Source organism: Sphingobacterium sp. NPDC055431 (genome assembly GCF_053644255.1).
This window is the reverse complement of record NZ_JBSHLH010000009.1, coordinates 131,122-154,404: the sequence shown is the minus strand read 5'-3', so window position 1 is coordinate 154,404 and position 23,283 is coordinate 131,122. Positions and strand designations below refer to the sequence as shown.

16 protein-coding genes are annotated in these 23,283 nt (G+C 40.6%); 11 read left to right on the top strand and 5 right to left on the bottom strand.

Annotation, left to right across the window (positions count from 1 at the left end; translation table 11 throughout):
* Nucleotides 1–128: 128 nt before the first annotated feature.
* Entirely contained in the window at nucleotides 129–626 is a 498-nt protein-coding gene (gene tpx / locus ACWIB3_RS10350; RefSeq protein ID WP_185213371.1) for a thiol peroxidase, read from the top strand.
* A 134-nt stretch (nucleotides 627–760) separates the two neighbouring features.
* Here tpx and ACWIB3_RS10345 read toward each other — a convergent pair whose 3' ends face one another.
* Entirely contained in the window at nucleotides 761–1,933 is a 1,173-nt protein-coding gene (locus ACWIB3_RS10345; RefSeq protein ID WP_185213372.1) for a trans-sulfuration enzyme family protein, read from the bottom strand.
* A 310-nt stretch (nucleotides 1,934–2,243) separates the two neighbouring features.
* On the opposite strand from ACWIB3_RS10345, the gene ACWIB3_RS10340 reads away from it, so the two are divergent.
* From ACWIB3_RS10340 to ACWIB3_RS10325, 4 genes are all read left to right on the top strand, one after another.
* Nucleotides 2,244–4,148 (top strand): alpha-L-fucosidase, encoded by a 1,905-nt coding sequence (locus tag ACWIB3_RS10340; RefSeq protein WP_313261693.1) that lies wholly within the window; start codon nucleotides 2,244–2,246, stop codon nucleotides 4,146–4,148.
* Nucleotides 4,149–4,151: 3 nt separating this feature from the next.
* Nucleotides 4,152–6,476: a glycoside hydrolase family 95 protein gene (locus ACWIB3_RS10335; RefSeq protein ID WP_454291543.1), complete on the top strand. Its 2,325-nt coding sequence runs from the start codon at nucleotides 4,152–4,154 to the stop codon at nucleotides 6,474–6,476.
* 164 nt (nucleotides 6,477–6,640) lie between these two features.
* A complete protein-coding gene (locus ACWIB3_RS10330; protein WP_454291542.1) occupies nucleotides 6,641–8,125 on the top strand; it encodes a hypothetical protein in 1,485 nt (494 codons plus the stop codon).
* 235 nt (nucleotides 8,126–8,360) lie between these two features.
* Nucleotides 8,361–9,314, top strand: coding sequence for a hypothetical protein (locus tag ACWIB3_RS10325; protein WP_454291541.1), 954 nt, complete (start codon nucleotides 8,361–8,363; stop codon nucleotides 9,312–9,314).
* An 84-nt stretch (nucleotides 9,315–9,398) separates the two neighbouring features.
* On the opposite strand, the gene ACWIB3_RS10320 is transcribed toward ACWIB3_RS10325, so the two are convergent.
* The 4 genes from ACWIB3_RS10320 to ACWIB3_RS10305 are packed head-to-tail and all read right to left on the bottom strand — an operon-like array spanning nucleotide 9,399 to nucleotide 13,708.
* A complete protein-coding gene (locus ACWIB3_RS10320) occupies nucleotides 9,399–10,868 on the bottom strand; it encodes a glycine--tRNA ligase (RefSeq protein WP_185213377.1) in 1,470 nt (489 codons plus the stop codon).
* A gap of 29 nt (nucleotides 10,869–10,897) precedes the next feature.
* A complete protein-coding gene (bcp, locus tag ACWIB3_RS10315; protein ID WP_313261701.1) occupies nucleotides 10,898–11,362 on the bottom strand; it encodes a thioredoxin-dependent thiol peroxidase in 465 nt (154 codons plus the stop codon).
* An 11-nt stretch (nucleotides 11,363–11,373) separates the two neighbouring features.
* On the bottom strand, nucleotides 11,374–13,095 hold the full coding sequence (locus tag ACWIB3_RS10310; protein ID WP_454291540.1) for a M23 family metallopeptidase: 1,722 nt from the start codon (nucleotides 13,093–13,095) through the stop codon (nucleotides 11,374–11,376).
* A 1-nt stretch (nucleotide 13,096) separates the two neighbouring features.
* The gene (locus ACWIB3_RS10305; RefSeq protein ID WP_454291539.1) at nucleotides 13,097–13,708 is read right to left on the bottom strand and encodes a fumarylacetoacetate hydrolase family protein; all 612 of its coding nucleotides are present in this window, start codon (nucleotides 13,706–13,708) and stop codon (nucleotides 13,097–13,099) included.
* 363 nt (nucleotides 13,709–14,071) lie between these two features.
* Between ACWIB3_RS10305 and ACWIB3_RS10300 the strand changes: the two genes are divergently transcribed.
* The 6 genes from ACWIB3_RS10300 to ACWIB3_RS10275 all read left to right on the top strand — a co-directional run bounded on the left by ACWIB3_RS10300 (nucleotide 14,072) and on the right by ACWIB3_RS10275 (nucleotide 23,229).
* Nucleotides 14,072–14,731: an HAD family hydrolase gene (locus ACWIB3_RS10300; protein ID WP_185213381.1), complete on the top strand. Its 660-nt coding sequence runs from the start codon at nucleotides 14,072–14,074 to the stop codon at nucleotides 14,729–14,731.
* 51 nt (nucleotides 14,732–14,782) lie between these two features.
* Nucleotides 14,783–15,262, top strand: coding sequence for a gluconate 2-dehydrogenase subunit 3 family protein (locus ACWIB3_RS10295; RefSeq protein ID WP_185213382.1), 480 nt, complete (start codon nucleotides 14,783–14,785; stop codon nucleotides 15,260–15,262).
* A gap of 3 nt (nucleotides 15,263–15,265) precedes the next feature.
* Complete coding sequence (locus ACWIB3_RS10290) at nucleotides 15,266–16,981, top strand: GMC oxidoreductase (protein ID WP_185213383.1); 1,716 nt, start codon at nucleotides 15,266–15,268, stop codon at nucleotides 16,979–16,981.
* 137 nt (nucleotides 16,982–17,118) lie between these two features.
* Complete coding sequence (locus tag ACWIB3_RS10285) at nucleotides 17,119–18,297, top strand: glycoside hydrolase family 76 protein (protein WP_454291538.1); 1,179 nt, start codon at nucleotides 17,119–17,121, stop codon at nucleotides 18,295–18,297.
* 262 nt (nucleotides 18,298–18,559) lie between these two features.
* Complete coding sequence (locus ACWIB3_RS10280; protein ID WP_254529542.1) at nucleotides 18,560–21,583, top strand: SusC/RagA family TonB-linked outer membrane protein; 3,024 nt, start codon at nucleotides 18,560–18,562, stop codon at nucleotides 21,581–21,583.
* A gap of 11 nt (nucleotides 21,584–21,594) precedes the next feature.
* Complete coding sequence (locus ACWIB3_RS10275) at nucleotides 21,595–23,229, top strand: RagB/SusD family nutrient uptake outer membrane protein (RefSeq protein ID WP_313261712.1); 1,635 nt, start codon at nucleotides 21,595–21,597, stop codon at nucleotides 23,227–23,229.
* Nucleotides 23,230–23,283: the final 54 nt, after the last annotated feature.

Genomic DNA, 23,283 nt, shown 5'->3' with positions numbered 1-23,283 from the left:
ATTATAAATTAATTGATAAATATTTATAAACTAATTGTCAAGATTCGATAAAAGAGTGCATATCGTTTTTAATCAAAACATAATTAAGGTATATTGGTTTTCAATATAAACAGATAAAAAAAATAAATATGGCTCAAGTATCATTTAAAGGTAATGCAGTGCATACCGGTGGAGACCTACCTAAAGTAGGTGAGGTTGCTCCTGACTTCACACTTACAGCTGGTGATTTATCACAAAAATCATTGAAAGACTTTGCAGGAAAGAAAGTAATCCTTAATATATTCCCAAGTATTGACACAGGGACCTGTGCCATGTCAGTACGTCAATTCAACGAAAAAGCTTCTGGCTTAGATAATACCGTTGTCCTTTGTATTTCCAAAGACCTTCCTTTTGCTCAGAGCCGTTTCTGCGCAGCTGAAGGATTGGAAAATGTGGTGACCTTATCCGATTTTAAAGACGATAACTTCAACAATGCGTATCACGTGAAATTTACGGATGGACCTCTTCAAGGTCTTTTAAGCCGTTCGGTAGTCGTTGTAGATGAAGACGGAAAAGTGAAATACACTGAACAGGTCGCAGAAACTACAGAAGAGCCAAATTACGAAGCAGCATTAGCGGCAGTATAAGATGTTATATATGAGATTTGAGATATGAGAAATTTTATCTCTGGTGATGACCAAATTTAATACAGGTTCTCTCTCAATACTCAAATCTCAATACCAGACAAAAAAAAACGGGCTTTAATTCCCGTTTTTTTTGTTTATTTAGAAGCTTCTAAGGCTTGAAGGATATCATCGATGATATCCTGTTTATCTTCGATTCCTATGGAAAGTCTGACGGTTCCGGGACGGATACCTAGTTTTTCCCTTTCTTCTTCCGATAACTTAGAGTGGGTAGTAGAGGCAGGGTGAGTCGCTATACTTCTAGAATCACCTAAATTGGATGTATAGAGGATCATATTTAATGCATCCAAGAAATTAAAAGCACGCTCCTTGCCACCTTTCACTTCAATGGTCACAATCCCTCCACCTGCTTTCATTTGTTTTTTTGCAAGTTCATATTGAGGGTGCGATGGCAAGAAAGGATATTTCACGTCTAAAACCTCCTCATTTTTCTCCAGTTCTTCTGCAAGAGCAAGGGCGTTTGAACAGTGCCTGTCCATACGTAATCCCAAAGTCTCAATACTTTTTGAAAGAATCCATGCATTAAATGCAGACATTGCTGGGCCAGTGTGACGGATCAAGAACATCATCTTGTCCATTAATTCCTGTTTACCAACTACAACACCTCCCAAGACCCTACCTTGTCCGTCCATGTATTTCGTGGCCGAATGAATAGAAAGGTCGAAACCATAAGGAAGAGGTTTCTGTAGATAAGGTGTTGCAAAACAATTGTCAATTGCAAAAATGATATTTGGATATTTTTTCTTTAAACCTCCTAGCCATTCCAGATCCACTAGTTCTAGACCTGGGTTAGAAGGAGATTCCAAGAAGATGAATTTAGTATTGGGCTGTATGGCTTTTTCCCATTCTTCAGGGTTTATGGCATCCACATAGGTTGTTGTAACTCCCCAACGTGGAAACAGCTGTGTAAATAGCTGATGGGTTGAACCAAATATTGCTCTAGAAGATACAATATGATCTCCCTGCGCGATAAAAGCTGCAAAAGTGGCAAAGATTGCACCCATTCCAGATGCAAAAGCTAATCCAGCTTCAGCCTCTTCCATTAAACAGACTTTGTTGATGAACTCAGTAGTGTTAGGATTAGCATATCGAGAGTAGACCATGGCCTCTTCTTCGTCAGCAAAGACCGCACGGCCTTGCTCAGCACTGTCAAAAATAAAACTTGAGGTTAAGTATAATGGTACCGAATGCTCCCTCAATGAAGAACGTTTGGCTTGCTCGCGGATGATTTTAGATTGTTCGTTATTCATGATTAACAAATTTATTCACTTTTCAATAAAAAGCACTAAGTCAATAAGATAATTTTAAGCCTGAATTGAAAATATTTTTATGCAAACCTTTGTGCAGGCCGATTTTTGAGCCACAGTTTTTCAATTTCTACCTTCAAAATAGATTTTGATGAATTAATTATGATTACAATTGGCTGCTGTTGGTTTATCAACGAAATCGATTGTTTAATGAAAAATCCTTATTGTTTTAAATAAATTACATCAAAAAACGAATTTTCCCCATGATTCTATGCAGTTTTCTGTATCTTGAGGGTTTATTTTAAGCGCGTTTATGAAAAGATCTAACCTACTTTCTTTGGTGTTACTATGCCCTTTGCTTTCCTTTGGACAGACCGAGCCTAAACCCTACGGTGTCCTGCCTAGTGAAAGACAATTGAAATGGCATGAAATGGAATTGTACACCCTGATTCACTTTACTCCGACAACTTTCCAGAATAAAGAATGGGGCTTCGGTGATGCCGACCCTAAAATATTCAATCCGACAAAGTTCGATGCCAACCAAATTGCCAAAGCGGCAGCAGCAGGAGGCTTCAAGGGATTGATATCGGTTGCAAAACACCATGACGGTTTTTGTCTATGGCCTACTAAAACGACCCAATACAGTGTAGCCAGTTCACCTTGGCGTGATGGGAAAGGGGATATGGTCAAAGAATTTATGCAAGCCTCGCATGACAATGCCCTTGAATTCGGTGTTTACCTTTCTGCTTGGGATAGAAATGATACGCGATATGGCACCAAAGCCTATGCAGATGCTTATCGTGAGCAGCTTACGGAATTAATGACCAACTACGGCCCATTGTTCACTTCGTGGCACGATGGTGCAAACGGGGGAGATGGCTATTATGGTGGAAAAAATGAAAAACGGACCATTGACCGTACCACCTATTACGAGTGGCATGAAAAGACTTGGCCTATTGTGAGAAAACTTCAGCCCATGGCGATGATATTCTCGGATGTTGGCCCAGATATGAGATGGGTAGGAAATGAAAAAGGATTTGCTGCAGAAACCAGTTGGGCAACCTTGACTCCGAAGAGCAAAACCCCTGGTAAACCAGCTGTTCCTGGTGAAGTCGATGATTCCAATTTGCCATCCGGTGACCGTAATGGTGAATTCTGGATTCCTGCGGAATGTGATGTTCCCCAAAGACCAGGTTGGTTCTATCATGAGGACCAAAACGAAAAGGTGAAAACACCAAATCAACTGTTTGAAATTTATTTGAAATCAGTGGGACGTGGTGGCAATATGAATCTTGGATTGGCGCCAATGCCAAATGGTCTCCTACATGATAATGATGTGAAATCACTGGCTGCTTTTGGAGAAAAACTAAAAGCAACCTTCGCTGATAATTTAGCCGCTGGAGCTACAGCAAAAGCGAGTAATATTAGAGAAAACCATGCAAAGTTCTCCGAGAAAAATCTATTTGATAATGATAGGTATACTTATTATGCCTCGGACGATGATGTGCTGAATCCTACCATAGAAATCAATTTGGCCCATGATCAAGAGTTTGACCTCATTAGATTGCGCGAAAATATCAAATTGGGACAGCGTTTGGATAGTGTTCAGGTAGAAGTTTGGTCGGATGATAATTGGAAACCATTGGCTTCTGCGACCAGCATCGGATCAACCAGACTGATCAAATTGGAGAATCCTATCCGCGCTAGCAAATTGAGGCTGAAACTGTATGCTCCTGTTGCACCTACATTGAGCGACTTTGCATTGTTCAAGGAAGCGAAGTCTGATTTTAAATTTGATCATGCCGACCGTAAAAAAATAGCCAAGGATCAGATCACGATTATTTCTGCTGATAAAAATGTAAAACTAGCCTCGGACAATAATGACAAGACGGTTTGGGAAACTATCTTAAGCAATCAAAAATTCGTTGAAATCCGTCTGCCAAAAACAGAACAGGTAGTAGGAATGAGCTATATGCCTAGACAGGATCGCAAAATCAATGGAATTCCTTCCAAATATGAAGTACAGACCAGTATTGATGGAAAAGAGTGGAAGACGGCAGCCATAGGGGAATTTTCCAATATTCGAGCAAATGCAACGGAACAGAATATCAATTTTGATACTGCCCATGAAGCTCATTATATACGGTTTATCCCCAAAGAGATCTTAAGTGAGGGGAAAGAATTTTCAGTAGCAGAGTTTGATATCTATTTAAAATAAGAAATGAAGAGAGTAGTGTTGATGAGTTTGTGCCTTTGGACGGGACTTCTAAGTGCGCAGGATTCTAAATTATGGTATAAGGAGCCCGCAAAAGTCTGGGAAGAGACCCTGCCCTTGGGAAATGGATTGATTGGAATGATGCCGGATGGCAAGATCAATGATGAATCCATTGTATTGAATGAAATATCCATGTGGTCCGGATCTCCCCAAGATGCCAATAACTATAAGGCAATGAATTCTGTTGGTGAAATCCAGAAACTGCTGTTTGAAGGAAAGAATGACCTAGCAGAAGCATTGGTCAATAAGAATTTTGTATGTGTAGGAGCTGGTTCAGGACAAGGTAATGGAGCTGAGGCCCCTTATGGCGCATTCCAGAATCTTGGTTTCATGAATTTTCTATTCTTTCATCAAGGCGAAACTACCGATTACAAACGCTGGCTGGATATCGCCGATGCAAAAGCGGTTACCAGTTTCAGCAATAATGGGACACATTATCTAAGGGAGTATTTTACATCTTTTGACAAGAATGTAGGCGTTGTCCGTTTGTCTGCAGATAAAAAGAAATCTATAGCATTTGCCATGCATTTCTATAGGGACCAAAATGTGGAAGATTACAAGATAAACGGGAATGAAATTACGGTAACCGGCAGCCTTCCGGATGGAAAGGGAGGCCGTGGAATCCAGTTTGCCGCCAAGTTCAAGGTTCTGACAAAAGGGGGGACTCTTCAGAACCACGACAATCAGATCATTATCAAGGGTGCTGATGAGGCCCTAGTGTTGTTTACAGGCTCTACCAGTTATTACGGACATGATCCTAAGGATTATGTATCTAAGGAAATATTGAAGGTGGAGAAAAGCAATTATGCTAAACTGTGGAAAGCACATGCTGCAAAATACAAGCCTCTGTTCGATCGCGTGTCCTTACAGCTTGCCGATGTATCCCCAAAGGCAGATGTTCCGACAAAAGATCGTTTGCAGGCTTTCTTTAAAGATCCAAGCCAAGATAATGGACTGGCATCTTTATATTATCAGTTCGGAAGGTATTTAACCTTAGCGAGCGCATCGCCCCATACCCCGAAAGCATTGCCACCAAACCTTCAAGGTCTTTGGGCACATCAGATCCAGACTCCTTGGAACGGAGATTACCATTTGAACATCAACGCTCAGATGAACCATTGGGGAGTAGAAGTGAACAACCTTTCTGAATACCATAAACCTTTTATCGAGATGATCAAAAATATTGCGAAAGAAGGGACAAAAACTGCAAAGGCTTATTATAATGCTCCTGGATGGGTTGTCTACATGATGACGAACCCATGGGGTTACACTGCCCCAGGTGAACACGCTTCTTGGGGAGCCAGTACGGCTTCAGGATGGTTGTGTAATCACCTTTGGGAGCACTACCAATTCACAAAGGATGAAGCATACCTAAAGGAAATATATCCAGTTTTAAAAGAAGCTGCGGTTTTTTATAAAGCCACCATGGTAAAAGACCCTAAGACTGGCTGGTTAGTTACCTCTCCTTCGGTTTCTCCAGAAAATGGTTTCAAGTTGGCCAATGGTAAGCGTGCTGCTGTGGTCATGGGACCTACCATCGATAACCAGATCGTCCGCGAATTATATGAATCGGTCATAAAAAGTAATGAGATCCTTGGCTTAAATGACGATTTCGCGAAGCAGTTGCAGACCGACATAAAACAGTTACCTCCGGCAGTGGTAGTAAGCAAATCAGGTCGTGTGATGGAATGGCTGGAAGATTATGAAGAGGTTGAACCCAAGCATCGACATGTTTCTCATCTCTATGGACTGTATCCAGCAAATTTCATATCGCCTGTGAGCAGTCCAGATTGGGCTGAAGCTGCAAAGAAGACCTTGGCGGTCCGTGGCGATGAAGGAACAGGTTGGTCTAGAGCTTGGAAGATCTTATTCTGGGCAAGATTGCATGATGGTGACCATTCACTAGAAATCTTGAGACAGTTGTTGCAGCCTGCCTACGGTAGTGGAACAACCTATGAAGGCGCAGGAGCAGGCACCTATCCAAATCTCTTTTGTGCCCATCCTCCCTTCCAAATTGATGGAAACTTTGGCGGCTCAGCAGGTATCGCTGAAATGCTGATTCAAAGCCATGATGGTTATATCCATTTATTGCCTGCTTTGCCATCCGCATGGAAAGATGGTAAAGTTTCTGGTTTAAAAGCAAGAGGGAATTACACGGTTGATTTTGAATGGAAAGACGGAAAAGTTACAAATCTTCAAATTAAAGGTAAAAAGGGTGAAAAAGTACCTGTTATCAAAAATGGAGAAAAAATAAGCTACATCGTTTCTTAAAGCATTTAATTAAGTTTTTTTGATGTAAAGGTTAGATATCATTCTATCTTATAGATGATTAAAGAGATAATTAATATTTTAATTATCTCTTTTTTCTTTTTTGTTAAACTCTATCATTTAATTTAAACATAAAATATTTTAGTTTACTTTAAATTTTAATTATTATGAGTTTATTATGCCGGTCCCTCCGTTTCCTTTTGGCCTTCCTAATCCCAACATTGCTTTGTTTCTCCTGTAAAAGGAAAGATCATGAAGCCCCACAGCCTGATAACGGCCTACATCAGGTTTCTTTCAATTTTTCAAATTTCCAGTCTGAGATCCAATCCTACCATTCCGCTCCCTCAACCAAATCTGTTCAAAATGATGCCACATTAAACCTTCATCCTGATCAATTTGAAGTACTGGGTTACTTCGATATGAATAAAAAATCTTTAGAACCTACCTATGATTATGATCAGGTATTTAAAATAGAAGTTATAGCAGGTCTAGAAAATAGCGGTCAATTTGTAAATGATCCTTCAAAGCCTGCTTATAAAGATAATTTTGTCTATACTGTGAAAGGATTATCGAGGTTTTCTTTCAAAATAGATCTGACGAAAATCCATGAACTCGATAGACTTGAATTTGATTTGTTATCCACAGATGGAAATCAAAAATACTTCTTCGTACAATTTTTGGATCAAAATAATTATCCTATTAGAAATTCAGATAGACTAATTGAAATTGTTCCTAATTCCAATGCCTCTAAACAATTGCAGACCTATAACATTCCGATTCCAAAAGAATTAAAAGGAAATGATAAATCCATTGTTAATATCTGGATGAAAGACCCTGTAACCAATCATCCTTATGTTGAGGATCCATATAAACATGCACATTATATAGATAATATTAAGTTTTATGGTAGGGCAAAGGAACGCAGTAAACCCAATTTGTCAGACTTGCCCTATTTTATCTTTAAAAAGAAAACAGGTGAACTTGTGAAAAAAGGAAGTTTCGACCTATCCCAGAATAATAAGGAGCAATTAGTGGAACTTCCTTATGGAAGCTATTATAACCTCATCTTGTTCCATGATTCGCCAAAGAAATTACTGATGCCTACAGATATCAAAAATAAGGACCAGATTTTTATTGGCCATACCTTCGAAGATAAATTTGGCCGTTCATTCGCTGCAATCGATTCCTTCGATTTAAAGGAAAATGTAGAGAAATTGGTCAAGCTTAAGCGCCTTTACAGTTTGGTAACCTTGAACTTTAATGATATTCGAGACCTAAAGGAAATTAAAAAAGTCACCGTCAGGCCAATTACTGCTCCTTATTTTTGGAAACCTTTTAATCTAAAAGTAGATACCAAAAATCTAGAGGAACCTACAAAACCATTGGAATTTGAGCAAGATTTTAACCTTAATAAAGAAATTTCATTTAGTCATTTTTTAGGCCTATCTGATAAGGAGCTTCCCGTTCAATATGAAATTGAGGTCTGGGACAAAAGTAAAGTCATCCGAAAATTTAGGCTGAAATCACATATCAAAAACAATGTGAAGTTGATTTTCAAAGGGCCCTTGTACCCATCAGGTTTCTCTACAGGCTTTTTTGAGGTGATAATTGATGAAACTTGGGATGCGAACAAAGTGGTTGTTTTTAAGTAAAATTTCGAAATCATCGTACTGATTAAAAAATTAAACTTAACGAGACCTTTTTAATTTGTTAATAATAGTGTGTTATTATTGTTATATGGCTTATTTGCTAGCGCTAACTATTATTCAGGTACTAATCATAATCCTCTATCTAAAGGTAAAAACTATTAGGGATGAAAGAGGGGAGATTATCCGAATCCTAATGTTTTCTTCCATTGTTGTTCTATTAGTTAAATATTTGGTATCCATGATTGATCCTCATATTGACTTGCTATTTACCGCAACAAGTAGCCTATGTTTGGTTTCCCTATCTTCGTTATATCTCCGTAATATCGTCTTGGAAATTAGGACCTCGGGATATCTCATGCTATTGGCCTTTTTCCCTTTTTTACTTTTTTATGTCTTCTTCTTCCTCTACAATATCTTTTCAGATCAGATAAAAGAAGGGATGATCTACGATTACCTGGATTTTTTTAATCAACGGTCAAGGACAATTTTGTTCGCCGTTACGCTAGTGTATGATGTCTATATACTTTGGCCCTTTAGAAAAAACTTGGCTAAGCTCTCGACTTCCATTGATGGACAATTAGCTTGTTCTCTCATACTGTCAAAGCTGCTTGTGCTTACAGTCATTGTTTTCAATGGGATTATTTTTGAAAACGGTTTGTTCCTCAAGTTCCCTGATGGTCTCTATACATTTTTGGTTCTTTTTTCTATCCTTTATTATCGGTATTTTAAAACGGTGCAATTATTTTTCGCCTATATGTTTCGGTTTTATGGATTGCAAAAAAATCCAAGGTTGGAAGACTCATTTAAGAAGGACGTAGATCTGATCTTTTATGTGACAGCCATTGACCAATTAATGGACCAGGAAAAGCTCTTTAAGAATCCTGAATTTAAGCTAGGCGACATCGCTAAGTTTTTGCCATTGTCTGATCGTGAATTAAAGGAAATCACTAAAGTTTATTTGCGGGGTAATTTTGAGTATTATCTCAATTCTAAACGCATTTCCTATTTCATGGATAAATTAGGGCATGCAGATCATGATTCGGCGGTGATCAATAAATTACTGTTTGAATCGGGTTTTAAAAGCGATTATGAATTTCATAGGGTATTCCATCGGGTAAACGGCTGTTCAGTTTGGAAGTATCTGGAAAGAAAAAACTATACTATTGATCAAACAAGGGTGACCTCCTCTTGAATGGTTTGAACTAACCACCTCTCTATATAAAAAAAACCTGCTTCATTCCCGAAGCAGGTTTAATTTTATTATTTCTTTTGATGCTTAGATCAATTTTTTCAAAAGGTTGCTCATGCTCACAAGGTTGCCAATGATGTTTTCTAGTTCATCAATGTTCACACGCTCTTGTTGCATGCTGTCGCGATGACGGATCGTAACCATATTGTCTTCCAAGGTCTGGTGATCTACCGTAATACAGAAAGGTGTACCGATGGCATCCTGACGGCGATAACGTTTTCCAATGGAATCTTTCTCGTCGTATTGGATGTTATAGTCCAATTTCAACTTAGACATAATCTCTCTCGCCTTTTCTGGCAAGCCATCTTTCTTGGTCAAAGGAAGGATAGCTGCTTTAACTGGAGCGATCGCTGGGTGGAATTTCAATACCACACGTGAATCTTGTTTGTCTTCAGTTGAAAGGTCTTCCTGAACCAGGCTATTGGCCAATACTGTCAGGAATAAGCGGTCCAAACCGATTGAAGTCTCAATTACGAATGGAATATAACTTTGGTTGATTTCAGGGTCGAAATATTGCATCTTCTTACCTGAAAACTCTTGATGTTGTTTTAAGTCGAAGTCAGATCTGGAGTGGATACCTTCAACCTCTTTAAATCCAAAAGGAAATTGGTATTCAATATCTACTGCTGCTTTAGCATAATGCGCTAATTTCACGTGGTCATGGTAGCGATATTTTGTTTCATCAGCTCCCAATGCCAAATGCCATTTTAAACGGTTTTCTTTCCACTTAGCATACCATTCTGAATCTGTTCCAGGGCGTACAAAGAATTGCATTTCCATCTGTTCAAATTCACGCATGCGCATGATGAATTGACGGGCAATTACTTCATTACGGAATGCTTTACCAATTTGGGCAATACCAAAAGGGATTTTCATCCTACCTGTTTTTTGAACATTCAGGAAGTTCACAAAAATACCTTGTGCTGTTTCAGGGCGAAGATAAACTTGTTCCGCACCATCAGCCATAGCACCCATCTGCGTGGCAAACATTAAATTGAACTGACGTACATCCGTCCAATTTTTTGTTCCAGAGATAGGACAAACAATATTGTGCTCTTCAATGATGGTTTTCAAACGAACCAAGTCGTCCGCATTCAACGCATCATCTAAATCTTTCTGAAGTTGGGCGGCTTTTTCATTCTTGCCATCCTTTTCATAACGGTCGATCTTATCTTCGATCAATTGATCTGCACGGTAACGCTTTTTCGAGTCCTTATTGTCAATCATCGGGTCATTGAACCCATCCACGTGTCCGGAAGCTTTCCAGGTTGTAGGATGCATGAAAATTGCAGCATCAATGCCCACAATGTTCTCATTCAATTGAACCATGGATTTCCACCAATAAGTCTTTAGGTTGTTCTTTAGTTCAGAACCCAATTGACCATAATCATATACGGCACTTAGACCGTCATAGATCTCACTCGAAGGAAAAACAAATCCATATTCCTTCGCATGCGAAATGATATTCTTGAAAAAATCGTCTGTTTGCTTGCTCATAAGGGGCAAATATAATGTATTCGTTTGATTTATTGTGCCAATAAATCTCTTATTTGTTGACTCGCATTTTTATTGTCAACTTTTTTGATAATATGCTGAATAATACCTTTCTCGTCAATGATAAAAGTGGTTCTGGCGGTTCCCATGTATTTCTTGCCGTACATGTTCTTCTCTACCCAAACACCATAATCTTCAACGATCTTTTTGTCCTCATCGGAGACCAGATTAAATGGAAGCTCGAATTTAGAAATGAACTTCTGATGCGATTGCTCGCTATCGATACTTACGCCAATTACCTCGAAACCATCTTTCAATAAACTCTGGTAGTTATCCCTGAAATTACAGGCCTCCGTGGTACAACCTGGTGTATTATCCTTGGGATAGAAGTATAAGATTACCTTTTTTCCCTTGAAATCCGATAGCTTAATCTCCTCCCCATTCTGATTCTTTGATGTAAACTGTGGAGCTTTGTCTCCAACTTTCAACTCTGCCATAATTGTCCTTTCTATCTAGTAAATGTAGCTTCGTAGACCTTCTCGTTATCCTTCCAGTCCTTCACTACGAATTTGAATTTATGTTGTCCCTTGCTCAATGCGGGGTCAAATCGATGCCAAACATGCCTATTCTTTGAATCATATTCCATCAGTACCCATTTGTCATCAATATATGCATTGAAAGATTGAATCCCTGAGTAATTATCGGCAATCGTGAAGTCAATTTTTGATTGTCCACTGACGTTCTTGCCATTACTGAAATTGCGTGGAACAATGGTCGGTGCAATCGTATCTACCGTCACATAAAATGAACCAAATATCTTGGTGTTCACTGTTACCCAGCCATTTTCAAATTTCCCACCTACTGAACCTCCTTCTACAGATGCCAATAAGGCTTTGCTCTCCAGGTGTTTTGGAAGGCTGGTTGGTTTCACACTCAACTTGTAAGTGGAAAATAGGGGCGTTAGGTTGTTCTGCACATGATGTACTGCCGAATAACTATTGGGCCTTGGAGCACTCGTGGAATACACAAAATCCAAATCAGTATAAAGGGCTCCTTTTGGAATGTCCAATTTCACTTGGTCTGCTTCAAACTCGTTGTCTTTGCTGTAGGCAAACAGTTCTCCTTTTGCAGGGTTTCGCTTTGCGGTATAGCTTGCATTGTTCTTGACTTTAAAATCCAGTTCGCTACAATTGCCATGAACGTCCTTGACTACATATTTCACATCATGGACCGCATCATCCTTCAATTCAATCGTACCATCCTTGTCTAAGAACTTGAAGATCTGTATAGGATTGCCTGGGTCTTTAAAACTCTTCTGAACCTTTGCCTTTGTTTTCTTAAAATGCGGAAAGTCTATGTAAGAATGGATGGCACTGGAAGTATTGAAATCGAGTTCCTCGAACAGCACGGTGGAGACCGCTTTACCATCAAGGAACAGTTCGATGGAATACACACCGTTTTGGAAACCTCCAGCGCGATGCCTGTCAATCGTATTTATTCCAAGGCCAAATTTACCGTTTACTGAAATCGGTGCTCCAGAAGCCAGCGCATAGCGTCCCGACCCTAGCGCCTTTAATTGTTGATACCTCCGGCCAGTATTTTCGTTAAACAATGGATCCATAAGGTCATAGACCATAATGCCGTTAATGGTTGGGGCAAACCTATCGGTAAAATGCAGGCCAAAGAGCTGCGGGTTCAAAGGATGCTGGGACTTAGTATCCCTGATTTCGAAATGGAGATGCGGTCCTGCTGAACCACCCGTATTCCCTGCATTTCCAATAAATTGCCCTTTGCTCAACTTCACCTGACCGGGTTTTAATTCCATATCCACATCAAACCGTTGCTGCTTGTACTGCTCCGCACGGATGATTTTGGTCAGGACATCATTAAAGCTGTCCATGTGCAAATAAACCGTGGTATAACCATTGGGATGATCTATGTAAACCGAGTTTCCACCACCACCGATCTGTACCCTTACACGGGAAACATAACCTTCGGCTGCGGCATGTAATGGAAGTCCGATTCTTTGCTGGGTCCGGTAATCGTCACCCGCATGGAAGTGGGTCGAACGGAGTTCCCCAAAAGTACCAGAAGCATCTGGCGCTATATTCAATGGATTCCGGAAATAGCCCTGTGGATAATTCCGTGATTTGATAATATCTTTATTTTGAGCGGATAGAGTTCCCGCCAGACTGAGTGCTACGAATAAGGATAGCGTTATTTTCTTCATCTTATTTTATTTGGCATGTAAACATGCTTTTCTCCTCCAAAAATCCTTCCAATTTATCCCCAATTTGTACCGGTCCTACCCCTGCTGGGGTGCCTGTGTAGATCAAATCTCCTTTTCTTAAGGTTATGTATTGGGAAACAAATGTGATCAAGCTGTCGAAATCAAAAATCATGTCCTTGCTATTGCCTTCCTGAACCATTTCTCCGTTTTTCCGAAGTGAAAAATTCAGGTTCTGTAGGTCATTGAACTGCTCTTTTGCAATCAATTCCCCGACTGCAGCGGAGTGGTCAAAAGCTTTTGCCAACTCCCAAGGTAATCCCTTAGCCTTCAGTTCTGATTGAAGATCCCTTGCCGTAAAATCAATGCCCAAGCCAATCGCATCATAATATTTATGGGCGAACTTTTTGGAAACATGCTTGCCCTCATTACATACCCGTAGCACCAGTTCCACTTCATAGTGCACATCCTTGCTGAATTCGGGGTAGTAGAAGTCCTTATTGTCTTTCAAAACTGCAGTATCAGGTTTTAGAAAGATAACTGGCTTTTCTGGGACAGGATTGTTTAATTCTTTGGCGTGGTCTATATAATTTCTGCCTACTGCAATTATTTTCATAAAGTATTTTGTTTTTATACCTTCCGCATATCTTTATAGCGGGCTTAGCAAACTTAATAAAAGCCTCTAGCTATCGCAAATCAAGCCTTCATTAACAACAATGAATTTACAGTTCTAAGGATGGCATGAATGCAAATTTAAAATTCTATTAAGCCAAGGTTTTCTTATGAACTTTTGACCTTATTCGAGACACATTCGGAACTTTCGCAATATGTCTCGAATATGGGTAAACTAATACTTAGTTCCCATCATTAGAAAAGCATAGAACCTTATCCATGAAACCTTGTTAAATAAAGATGAAGACCTATGTTAAGACTTCGTTATTTAACATGGGCTTAATATTAATATGGTTAAATTTGCAGCATGAATAATATAAATGCAGTACTTTTTGATTTAGATGGGACGTTGATTGATTCTGAATATTTCTATTTCAGCAACTGGGCTCCAATTTTGGAGAATGATTATGGTTTGAAGATTGATTTTGATGAATGGATTTCCAATTTTGCTGGGCACACCTTGAGCCATAACGTAAAGATGTTGAATGAGGAATATAAGCTGCATGTTGATGAAGAAGATATGTGGTTTGCGACGCGTTCTCGGTATGCGAAGGCTAATATGAAGAATATTCGTCTGATGCCCCATGCCAAGGAATTATTAGATGCTGTAAAGGATGCTGGAAAGACCATAGGATTGGTGACTTCCAGTTATCAGACGACCGTAGACACGGTGCTTGGAGAACATAATTTGCTGAAGTACTTTGAATTCTTTGTGACAAGGGAACAAGTGGAGAATCCAAAACCCAACCCTGAACCTTATTTATTGGCAGTCAATAAATTATCGATCCCAAAAGAGGAGATTGTGGTGGTAGAAGATACCAGTACGGGCTGTACAGCGGCTAAAACTGCTGGTCTTTACTGTATCGCTGTGACCAAACAGGAGGTTGAAAAATCTCGTTTGACACATGCGGACGAATTATTAAACGATTTAGCAGAAGTAAAAAAATCGTTGCTTTCCCTAAATTAAAGAACTAACTATCCAATAATTCGTATTTTAGGTTTCTAGATTATGAATCTTATGGATAGACGGACCGCATTAAAACAAATGTTTATCGTGGCAGGTGGTATCATGATTGCTACTTCCTGCGACTTTAGTTCTAAAGCTCCTACCATTCAGTTAAACAAAGTGAAGCTCAATCTTGATGATGAGCAAATGTTGGCTGAATTGGTTGAAGCCATTATTCCCAAAACCGATAGCCCTGGTGCCAAAGAGCTAAACCTACATCTTTTCGTGATGAAAATGCTGGACGATTGCACGAGTCCAGAAGATCAGCATAAATTTACCGATGGCTTGAAAGCAGCCTCAAAACTGAAGGGTAAGACCTTGGAAGAGCAACAGGCTTATCTCAAGGCGCTTCCTGAAGATGATGTATTCTTCAAGATCTTGAAAAGAAGGACGGTCCAAGGATATAAGAACTCGGAATACGTGATGAAAAATAAATTAGTTTACGAATTGGTTCCGGGTAGATATAACGGAGCCGCAAAAATAGATGCATAGACCATGGCAAACTTAAATATTGATTCAGAAAAAGATCGTAGTTACGATGCCATCGTCATCGGTTCTGGGATTTCCGGTGGCTGGTCTGCCAAGGAACTTTGTGAGAAAGGTCTGAAGACCTTGGTCCTGGAGCGTGGTCGGGATGTACAGCATGTGAAGGATTATCCGACGACCAACCTATATCCATGGGAGTTTGAGCATAGAGGGGAAATGCCTTATGCCGTACAGCAGGAAAACCCAATTGTAAATCGTTGTTATGCCTTCCATGAGGATGCAGCCCATTTTTTCGTGAAAGACAAGGAACATCCTTATGTTCAGGAAAAGCCTTTCGACTGGATCCGTGGCTATCAGGTAGGGGGAAAATCCCTATTATGGGCCAGACAGACCCAGCGATGGTCTGATTTTGATTTTGAAGGTCCAGCAAGGGATGGCTTTGCCGTAGATTGGCCTATCCGTTATAAAGATATTAAACCTTGGTATGACCACGTGGAACGTTTTGCGGGGATTGCCGGTGATAAGGACGGTCTGCCGGAACTACCGGATGGTGAGTTTCTGCCAGGGTACCCCTTGAATGTGGTTGAAAAATATTTCAAACAACAGGTAGAGAGCAAATATCCGGGAAGAAAAGTGATTTCAGCACGATGTGCCCATTTATCTAAGCCTAATCAGATCCACTTGGATCAGGGTAGGGTTCAATGTCAGAACCGTACCTTATGCCAACGTGGCTGTCCTTTTGGAGGATACTTCAGTTCGAATGCGTCCACTCTGCCTTGGGCAGCGAAAACAGGAAACCTGACCATGAGACCGAACTCGGTCGTGCACTCTATCTTATACGATGAAAGTAAAGGGAAAGCGGTAGGGGTAAAGGTAATCGATAAAGAGACAAAGGAAGAGATAGATTTCTATGCTAAGGTGATCTTCGTGAATGCAGCGGCGCTAAATTCTACCTTGATCCTGTTGAACTCTAAATCCAATAGATTCCAGAATGGCCTGGGCAATGATTCGGGTACCTTAGGAAAGTATGTGGCTTTCCATAATTACAGTGCACGGATTGGTGCGGAATACGAAGGGATGCTGGAATTTAAGACCGATGGCAGAAATCCTGCTGGAGGAGGTTATATTCCGCGTTTCAGAAATTTACATAAACAGGAGACCGATTTCTTGAGAGGCTACGCGGCTGGATTTGGAGCTTACCGTTCTTCCTGGTCGGACGAGTCGGGATTGGGGGCAGACCTGAAAGGGTCGATCTTAACTCCAAAATATGGAAATTGGGGCGTGGGTTCGCATATGATGGGGGAAACCATTCCAAAGGAAAGCAATTATGTAGCCCTGGATGATAAGCAGAAAGATGAATGGGGAATGCCATTGCTCAAGATATCCGTGGATTATGATGATAACGATGCGAAGATGAAGAAGGATTATCTGGATACCATGGAAGAAATGTTTACAGCCGCTGGCTTCAAGAATATCCATAGAAATGAAAGTTCACAAGCTCCGGGTTTGGATATCCATGAAATGGGTGGAGCCCGCATGGGTAAAGATCCCAAAACCTCGGTTTTGAACAGTTGGCATCAGGTGCATGCCTGTCCAAATGTTTTCGTTACTGATGGGGCGAGTATGACATCCACCTCTACGCAAAACCCTTCATTGACCTATATGGCTTTCTCTGCGAGGGCAGTGGACCATGCCGTCAATGAGCTGAAAAAAGGCAATATTTAAGACAATTCCGACATTTCTTGGGGATACCATCCTATTGATCCCCAAGAAATGTAAATCACGCTGATGCTATCTGACATCAATCAACCTATGGAAACCTGGTTTCCCAACATAAACTTTAAGAAGAAAAGAACGCGATCATGAAAAAGACATTCATCCTAACCGTAATTTGTTTTATGCAGCTTGTGCAAGTACTTGCACAGCCCAACCCTGCAGTACCATCCTTTGCTGAGCAAGCAGCGATAAGTTTGGACTCCATCTATAAGCATTATGGAATTAAGGGGGAATATTTACTTCGCGAGAATTTTCCATATGATGATAGCTATAAAGCCAGTTATCTGGCCGGACCCGATGAAGGCAAAAAGGGAAATGCCTATTCCTACCTTTGGCCATTTTCAGGCTCACTTTCTGCTCAAGTGGCCCGTTATGAGCTTCATAAAGACCCAAAGATCCTTAAAGAGATCAAAACCAAGGTCCTGCCGGGATTGGAACATTATTATGATAAAAGAGAACCATATGGCTATGCCTCTTATGTGAAAAATGCCCCATTATCTGATCGATTCTATGATGATAACGTTTGGTTGGGAATTGACTTTGCCGATCTATACCTGAACACGAAGGACAAGAAATTCCTAGCTAAATCGGAGGAGATCTGGCGTTTTGTGGAAAGTGGGATGGATGATAAACTAGGGGGAGGGATCTATTGGTGCGAACAGAAAAAAGAATCCAAGAATACCTGTTCTAATGCTCCGGCTGTGGTCTATCTGTTAAAGCTGTATGAGGCGACCAACAAAAGAGCATATTTAGAGAAAGCCGAGAAATTGTATCAATGGACCAAGGAGCATTTGGAGGATCCTGTGGATCATCTCTATTTTGACAACATTTCCTTGACGGGTAAAGTAAACAAAACAAAATTTCCCTATAATTCCGGACAAATGTTACAATCGGCTGCCTTATTTTATAAAATTACAAAGGACCAAAAATACCTGAAAGAAGCGCAGGAAATTGCTGCTTCTGCGCATGAATATTTCTTCCAAGATAAAGCATTGAATTCTGGCAAGAATATTAAGCTTTTCAAGAACTCCGATTCCTGGTTTATCGCCGTGATGTTGAGGGGTTTTGTGGAGTTGTACCATGCCGATAAAAATCCACTGTATATCAATAGTTTCAAGGATAATTTACGTTATGCCTGGACGGATCTAAGGGATGAACACGGCTTGTTCAACAAGGACTGGACGGGTGAAAAAAAGAGCGCCAAAAAATGGTTGCTGGACCAACTGGCCATGGTGGAAATGTACGCTCGAATTGCCTCCATTTAGGCACTAAAATTCCTGCACTTTTTTAGCAGAATATAACACAAGTGTTACCAAACTTTGTGCTGTTAATTTTAGGATTTTAACATAAATTTTCTAATTTCCCCGAATATCAATAAAACAAAGGATAATATTTAACTAATTATCACGTTACTTTTATTGGGTCATTCAGAATCAAACTTGTGTCCCAATTAAACTAAATCGTTTTAGGATTAAGTATCAGTTTTATAGACCTTTAAAAATTATTTATTCATTAACGTTAATTAACATGCCAAACATTTACAGTTCAAAAATGTATCGGAAAGGCTTTGTCAGAGGGAGCATATTGTGCTTTGCGCTGATGGCTTGCAGTTATGGTTATGCTGCATCGGTACCGTATTCTGAAGCGACAAGGATGGAGAAGGTTGAATTTCAACAGACAGTGACGGGGACGGTGAAGAATGCAAGCACGGGGGAAGCACTTTCAGGAGTGACCGTCCGCGTGAAGGGAAAAGAAGCAGCGGCCCAAACCGATGATGCCGGTAATTTTAGCATCGCAGCTGAAAACGGAGATGTTCTTCAGGTAAGTTACATTGGATTTAAATCCCAAGAATTTCCAGTAACCTCTGCAACAGCCAATGTTAACCTGAGCCCAGACGAAGAATCATTGGATGAGGTAGTCGTAGTTGGTTACGGTACTCAGAAACGTAAGGAGATTACTTCCGCAGTGGCTTCCGTAAAGGAAAAGGACTTTAACAGAGGGGGAATGAGAAACCCGATGGAATTGGTCCAAGGTAAAGTAGCTGGTCTGAACGTAACTCGGACGCAAGGAAGTAACCCGAACTCAGGAACCAATATTCAGTTACGTGGTATGGCTTCCCTAAAAGGATCCAATAGCCCATTGGTGGTTATCGATGGTATCCCTGGTGGTAACCTGGACCTGATCAAACAAGGGGACATCGAGTCCATCGACGTATTGAAGGATGGTTCTGCAGCGGCAATCTATGGTACCCGTGGTAACGGTGGTGTAATTTTGGTTACAACGAAAAAAGGTAAGGCTGGAACACCTCAATTTGAATACTTGACGTATGGACAGACTGAAATCGTAAACCGCAGACCAACCATGTTGGATGCTGCTCAGTTTAGGGATAAAGTAGTTGTAGGATTGGATAGACCAAAATATGATTTAGGTGCTACAACTGATCTATATGATGAATTGATCAATAAGGATAACTTTTCGCATTTCCATAACTTCATTGCCAGCGGCGGTGGGGAAAACTCAACATACCGTGCTTCCTTCAACTATGAACAGGCAAAAGGTGTGGCTAAGGAAAATGGTAAAGAGCAATTTGGTGGACGTATCAACTTCAGCCAAACAGGATTGAAGGATCGTTTGACCTTATCAGCTAATATTGCTGCCAATTTTAATAAAGCCAATCTATTGGGTGGACAAACAGGGGATTTTGAACAAGCCATTCAACGTAACCCGACAGCGCCATTGGTGAATGCCGATGGAACTTTCTACCAAACCCAGGAATACAATAACTATAACCCGATGAGCCGATTGGCCTATAGGTTAAATGAGCGTAACCAACAGACATTTTCTGGTGATGCCCGTTTGAAGTTCAAGATCTTGGACGAATTGAGCGTTTCGGCATTCGGTTCTTATGTAAGAGACAACTGGAACGGTCGTGAATTCCGTTCTAAATTAGATTGGGACCAAAGGGAAGACTCCAACTACCAAGGAATGGGATATGCGTATAAACGCAATGAACTGAACTGGACAAAAACCTTTGAAAGTACCATTGACTATAACAAAACCTTCAACGAGAAACATACCGTTACTGGATTATTAGGTTATAGTTATCAATACTCAACTTTGGAGTGGTTTGACATGAACAATAATGGTTTTACCACCGACGGATTCCTAGATTGGGACTTTAACTCCGGTACTGCCATTACCAATGATAAATTACCTAGACCAGGGTTGAATTCATTTAAAGAAGACAACACCCTGATCGCATTCTTTGGACGTGTAAACTATAATTATGCAGACAAGTACTTTGTTACTGCGATCTTACGTCGTGAAGGATCTTCAAGATTTGGTGCCAACAACAAATGGGGTAATTTCCCAGCAGTTTCAGCAGGTTGGAACATTTCAAACGAAGACTTTTTTACCAACAAAGAAGTGGTTAATGACTTGAAGCTACGTGCTGGTTATGGTGTTACGGGTAACCAAGGTATCCCTAACTACCTATCGTTAGTTACCTTAGGTACTGGTGGTGTATATCCACAGAACGGAATCTATTACCAAACTTACGGTATTTCCACAAACCCGAATCCGGACTTGAAATGGGAGCAAAAAGCAGAAACCAATATCGGGGTTGACTTTGGTATGTTCAATAACCGTTTGACGGGTGCTATTGATGTTTATCACAGAAAGACTACTGACTTATTGTATGAATACAATGCACAGTTGCCTGCTTACGTACAGCCATCGATTTGGTACAACGTAGGTGAAGTGGTGAACAAAGGTATCGAGATCCAATTGACCGGTACGCCGATCGCCAATGATAACTTTACATGGCAAGTTGATTTTGCCGGTAACTACCAAAAGAACAAGTTGACCAAACTATCCAGTGATATCTTTAAGAGTAACTGGTTAGAGTTCGGAGGTTTGCCTTCGCCAGGAAACTTGGGTAATGCTATCCGTCTGGAAGAAGGTGGCGAGGTCGGATCATTCTACGGCAAGAGATTCGCTGGATTTGACGATGCTGGAAAATGGTTATTCTACAAAGCTGATGGTTCTACGGCACATGCTGGCGAAATCAACAACGATGACCTGACCTATATCGGGAATGGTATTCCAAAATTCCAGGCTTCCCTTGGTAACCGATTCAGTTATAAAGGATTTGACCTGACCGTATTCTTGAGAGGTAAATTCAAATATGATATCTTGAACACTGCAGATATGTATTTTGGAAACCAAAAATGGTTACCGAACAACGTATTGGAGTCTGCATTTGGCAAACATGCTGCCTTGAAGGATGACCCGCAGTACTCAGACTACTATTTGGAGAACGGTTCATTTGTTAAGATCGACAATATTACCCTTGGATATACTTTCAACCTTAAGAATGACTATTTGAGGAATTTATATGTGTATATGACCGCAAGGAATCTTGCAACCATTACTTCTTATTCTGGAATAGATCCAGAATTGCAAGATACTGGATTTGATGGAGGTATTGATTCTAGAGGATTCTACCCTAGAACACAATCATGGTCATTGGGATTAAATATTGGTTTTTAAAGAAGTAAATTATGAGATTATTAAATAAACGTACGATACGATTTGCAGCCGTTGCGGTAATGGCGACAGCTGGACTTTCCGCTTGTACCAATTTAGATGAGAATCTATATAGCAAATTAGAACAGGAAAGTTTCTATAAGAATAAATTGGAGGTAGAGCAGGCCGTATTAAGACCATTCACGCATATGCAGGCTTGGTTGGCTCCTACAGGAGGTTCCGGATTTTACTATCATTCGGAATTAGCAGCAGATCAAGTAGCTTGGCCGCAAAAAGGTCGCCATGGTTATGATGGGGGAGACCACTTCCGTATGCACTACCATACCTGGACGGTGAACGAAAATAGGCTGAAGAATGCGTGGGATTTGATGTGGACCGGTGTAGGTTTTATCAATAATGCCATTGGGGATATCGAGAAGTTGGATTTTGCAAGCATTGGCATGACCCAAGAAGAGATCAATACCGCTGTTGCACAACTAAAGGTGTTGAGAGCTTACCACTATATGCGCATCATGGATATGTGGGGAAATGTGCCGATTGCAGTAGAAGTAGCTGACAAGCCATTGAACCCGGAGACCAAGACCAGAAAAGAGGTTTTTGATTTTATCAAGACCGAATTGGAGGCCGAGGTTCCGAAGTTGCCAGATCTGACTGCTGAATCTGTTGGTAAGGTAAACCGAGCAGCAGGTTATGCCATGCTTTCAGAGCTATATCTGAATGCACAGAAATGGTCGGGCACTGCCATGTGGGATCAAGCGATCGCTGCATCGGATAAGGTCATTTCAGGTGCTGGCGGCGGAATCGGAGGTACACCGAAGCTTTCTGCTGACATCAATGCTGCGTTCAGCAATACGAACTCAGCAAATCCAGAGGCGCTATTCCAATTCCAGTTCAGCCGTAAAGGTGGATGGGCTTTTGATTGGGGCGGATTCTATTTCGGATATGATTATATGAAAGAGGCCTTGAACGTAGGTTACGGAGGATGGAATGCATTCGTGGTTATTCCTACTGCATTTGACGCTTACAACGCCAAAGACTTAAGAAAGAAAGATTGGTTCTTGTTCGGTCCTCAATATAAATACGGTACCCAAACTCCAGTGGTAGGAACAGAAGAGTATTCTGGACAACCTTTAGTATTCGTTAATTCCATTCGTCGCGAGAGTGAAGGAGATAAAACTTCACAAGGATCGATGGCGGAAGGAGAAGAAAACTCAGGAGCAAGGTTTAACAAGTATAAATCAGGTCGTTTATCGGATGATAACTACCAAGAGAATGATTACTTGATCTACCGTCTGAGCGAGGTTTACTTTAACAAGGCAGAAGCTATCATGCGCAAGAATGGTGGAACGGCCAACCAAGAAGCTGTAAACTTGATCAATGAGTCTAAGAAGCGCTCATTTGCAGCAGCAGACTGGGCTGCCAATCAGTATTCTACAGCTACCTTGACTTTAGATGAACTATTGGCTGAACGTGGCCGTGAGTTTATCTTCGAAGGTAAACGCAGAACCGACCTTATCCGTTTCGGAAAATACACAAGCGGAGCATGGTGGGATCATAAAGCAACCAACGATGTCAACAAGGAATTGTTCCCAATTCCACAACAACATATGGCCATTAACCCTAACCTGAAACAAAACCCAGGTTACTAAGAGACCATTGTTTAGACATAAGACATAAGACATAAGACATAAGACACAAGACAC

Coding starts and splice junctions, on each gene's coding strand:
- ACWIB3_RS10275 (WP_313261712.1), top strand. CDS start 21,595: ATGAGATTATTAAATAAACGTACGATACGATTTGCAGCCGTTGCGGTA.
- tpx (WP_185213371.1), top strand. CDS start 129: ATGGCTCAAGTATCATTTAAAGGTAATGCAGTGCATACCGGTGGAGAC.
- ACWIB3_RS10345 (WP_185213372.1), bottom strand. CDS start 1,933: ATGAATAACGAACAATCTAAAATCATCCGCGAGCAAGCCAAACGTTCT.
- ACWIB3_RS10330 (WP_454291542.1), top strand. CDS start 6,641: ATGAGTTTATTATGCCGGTCCCTCCGTTTCCTTTTGGCCTTCCTAATC.
- ACWIB3_RS10335 (WP_454291543.1), top strand. CDS start 4,152: ATGAAGAGAGTAGTGTTGATGAGTTTGTGCCTTTGGACGGGACTTCTA.
- ACWIB3_RS10305 (WP_454291539.1), bottom strand. CDS start 13,708: ATGAAAATAATTGCAGTAGGCAGAAATTATATAGACCACGCCAAAGAA.
- ACWIB3_RS10320 (WP_185213377.1), bottom strand. CDS start 10,868: ATGAGCAAGCAAACAGACGATTTTTTCAAGAATATCATTTCGCATGCG.
- ACWIB3_RS10300 (WP_185213381.1), top strand. CDS start 14,072: ATGAATAATATAAATGCAGTACTTTTTGATTTAGATGGGACGTTGATT.
- ACWIB3_RS10310 (WP_454291540.1), bottom strand. CDS start 13,095: ATGAAGAAAATAACGCTATCCTTATTCGTAGCACTCAGTCTGGCGGGA.
- bcp (WP_313261701.1), bottom strand. CDS start 11,362: ATGGCAGAGTTGAAAGTTGGAGACAAAGCTCCACAGTTTACATCAAAG.
- ACWIB3_RS10290 (WP_185213383.1), top strand. CDS start 15,266: ATGGCAAACTTAAATATTGATTCAGAAAAAGATCGTAGTTACGATGCC.
- ACWIB3_RS10280 (WP_254529542.1), top strand. CDS start 18,560: ATGCCAAACATTTACAGTTCAAAAATGTATCGGAAAGGCTTTGTCAGA.
- ACWIB3_RS10295 (WP_185213382.1), top strand. CDS start 14,783: ATGGATAGACGGACCGCATTAAAACAAATGTTTATCGTGGCAGGTGGT.
- ACWIB3_RS10285 (WP_454291538.1), top strand. CDS start 17,119: ATGAAAAAGACATTCATCCTAACCGTAATTTGTTTTATGCAGCTTGTG.
- ACWIB3_RS10340 (WP_313261693.1), top strand. CDS start 2,244: ATGAAAAGATCTAACCTACTTTCTTTGGTGTTACTATGCCCTTTGCTT.
- ACWIB3_RS10325 (WP_454291541.1), top strand. CDS start 8,361: ATGATTGATCCTCATATTGACTTGCTATTTACCGCAACAAGTAGCCTA.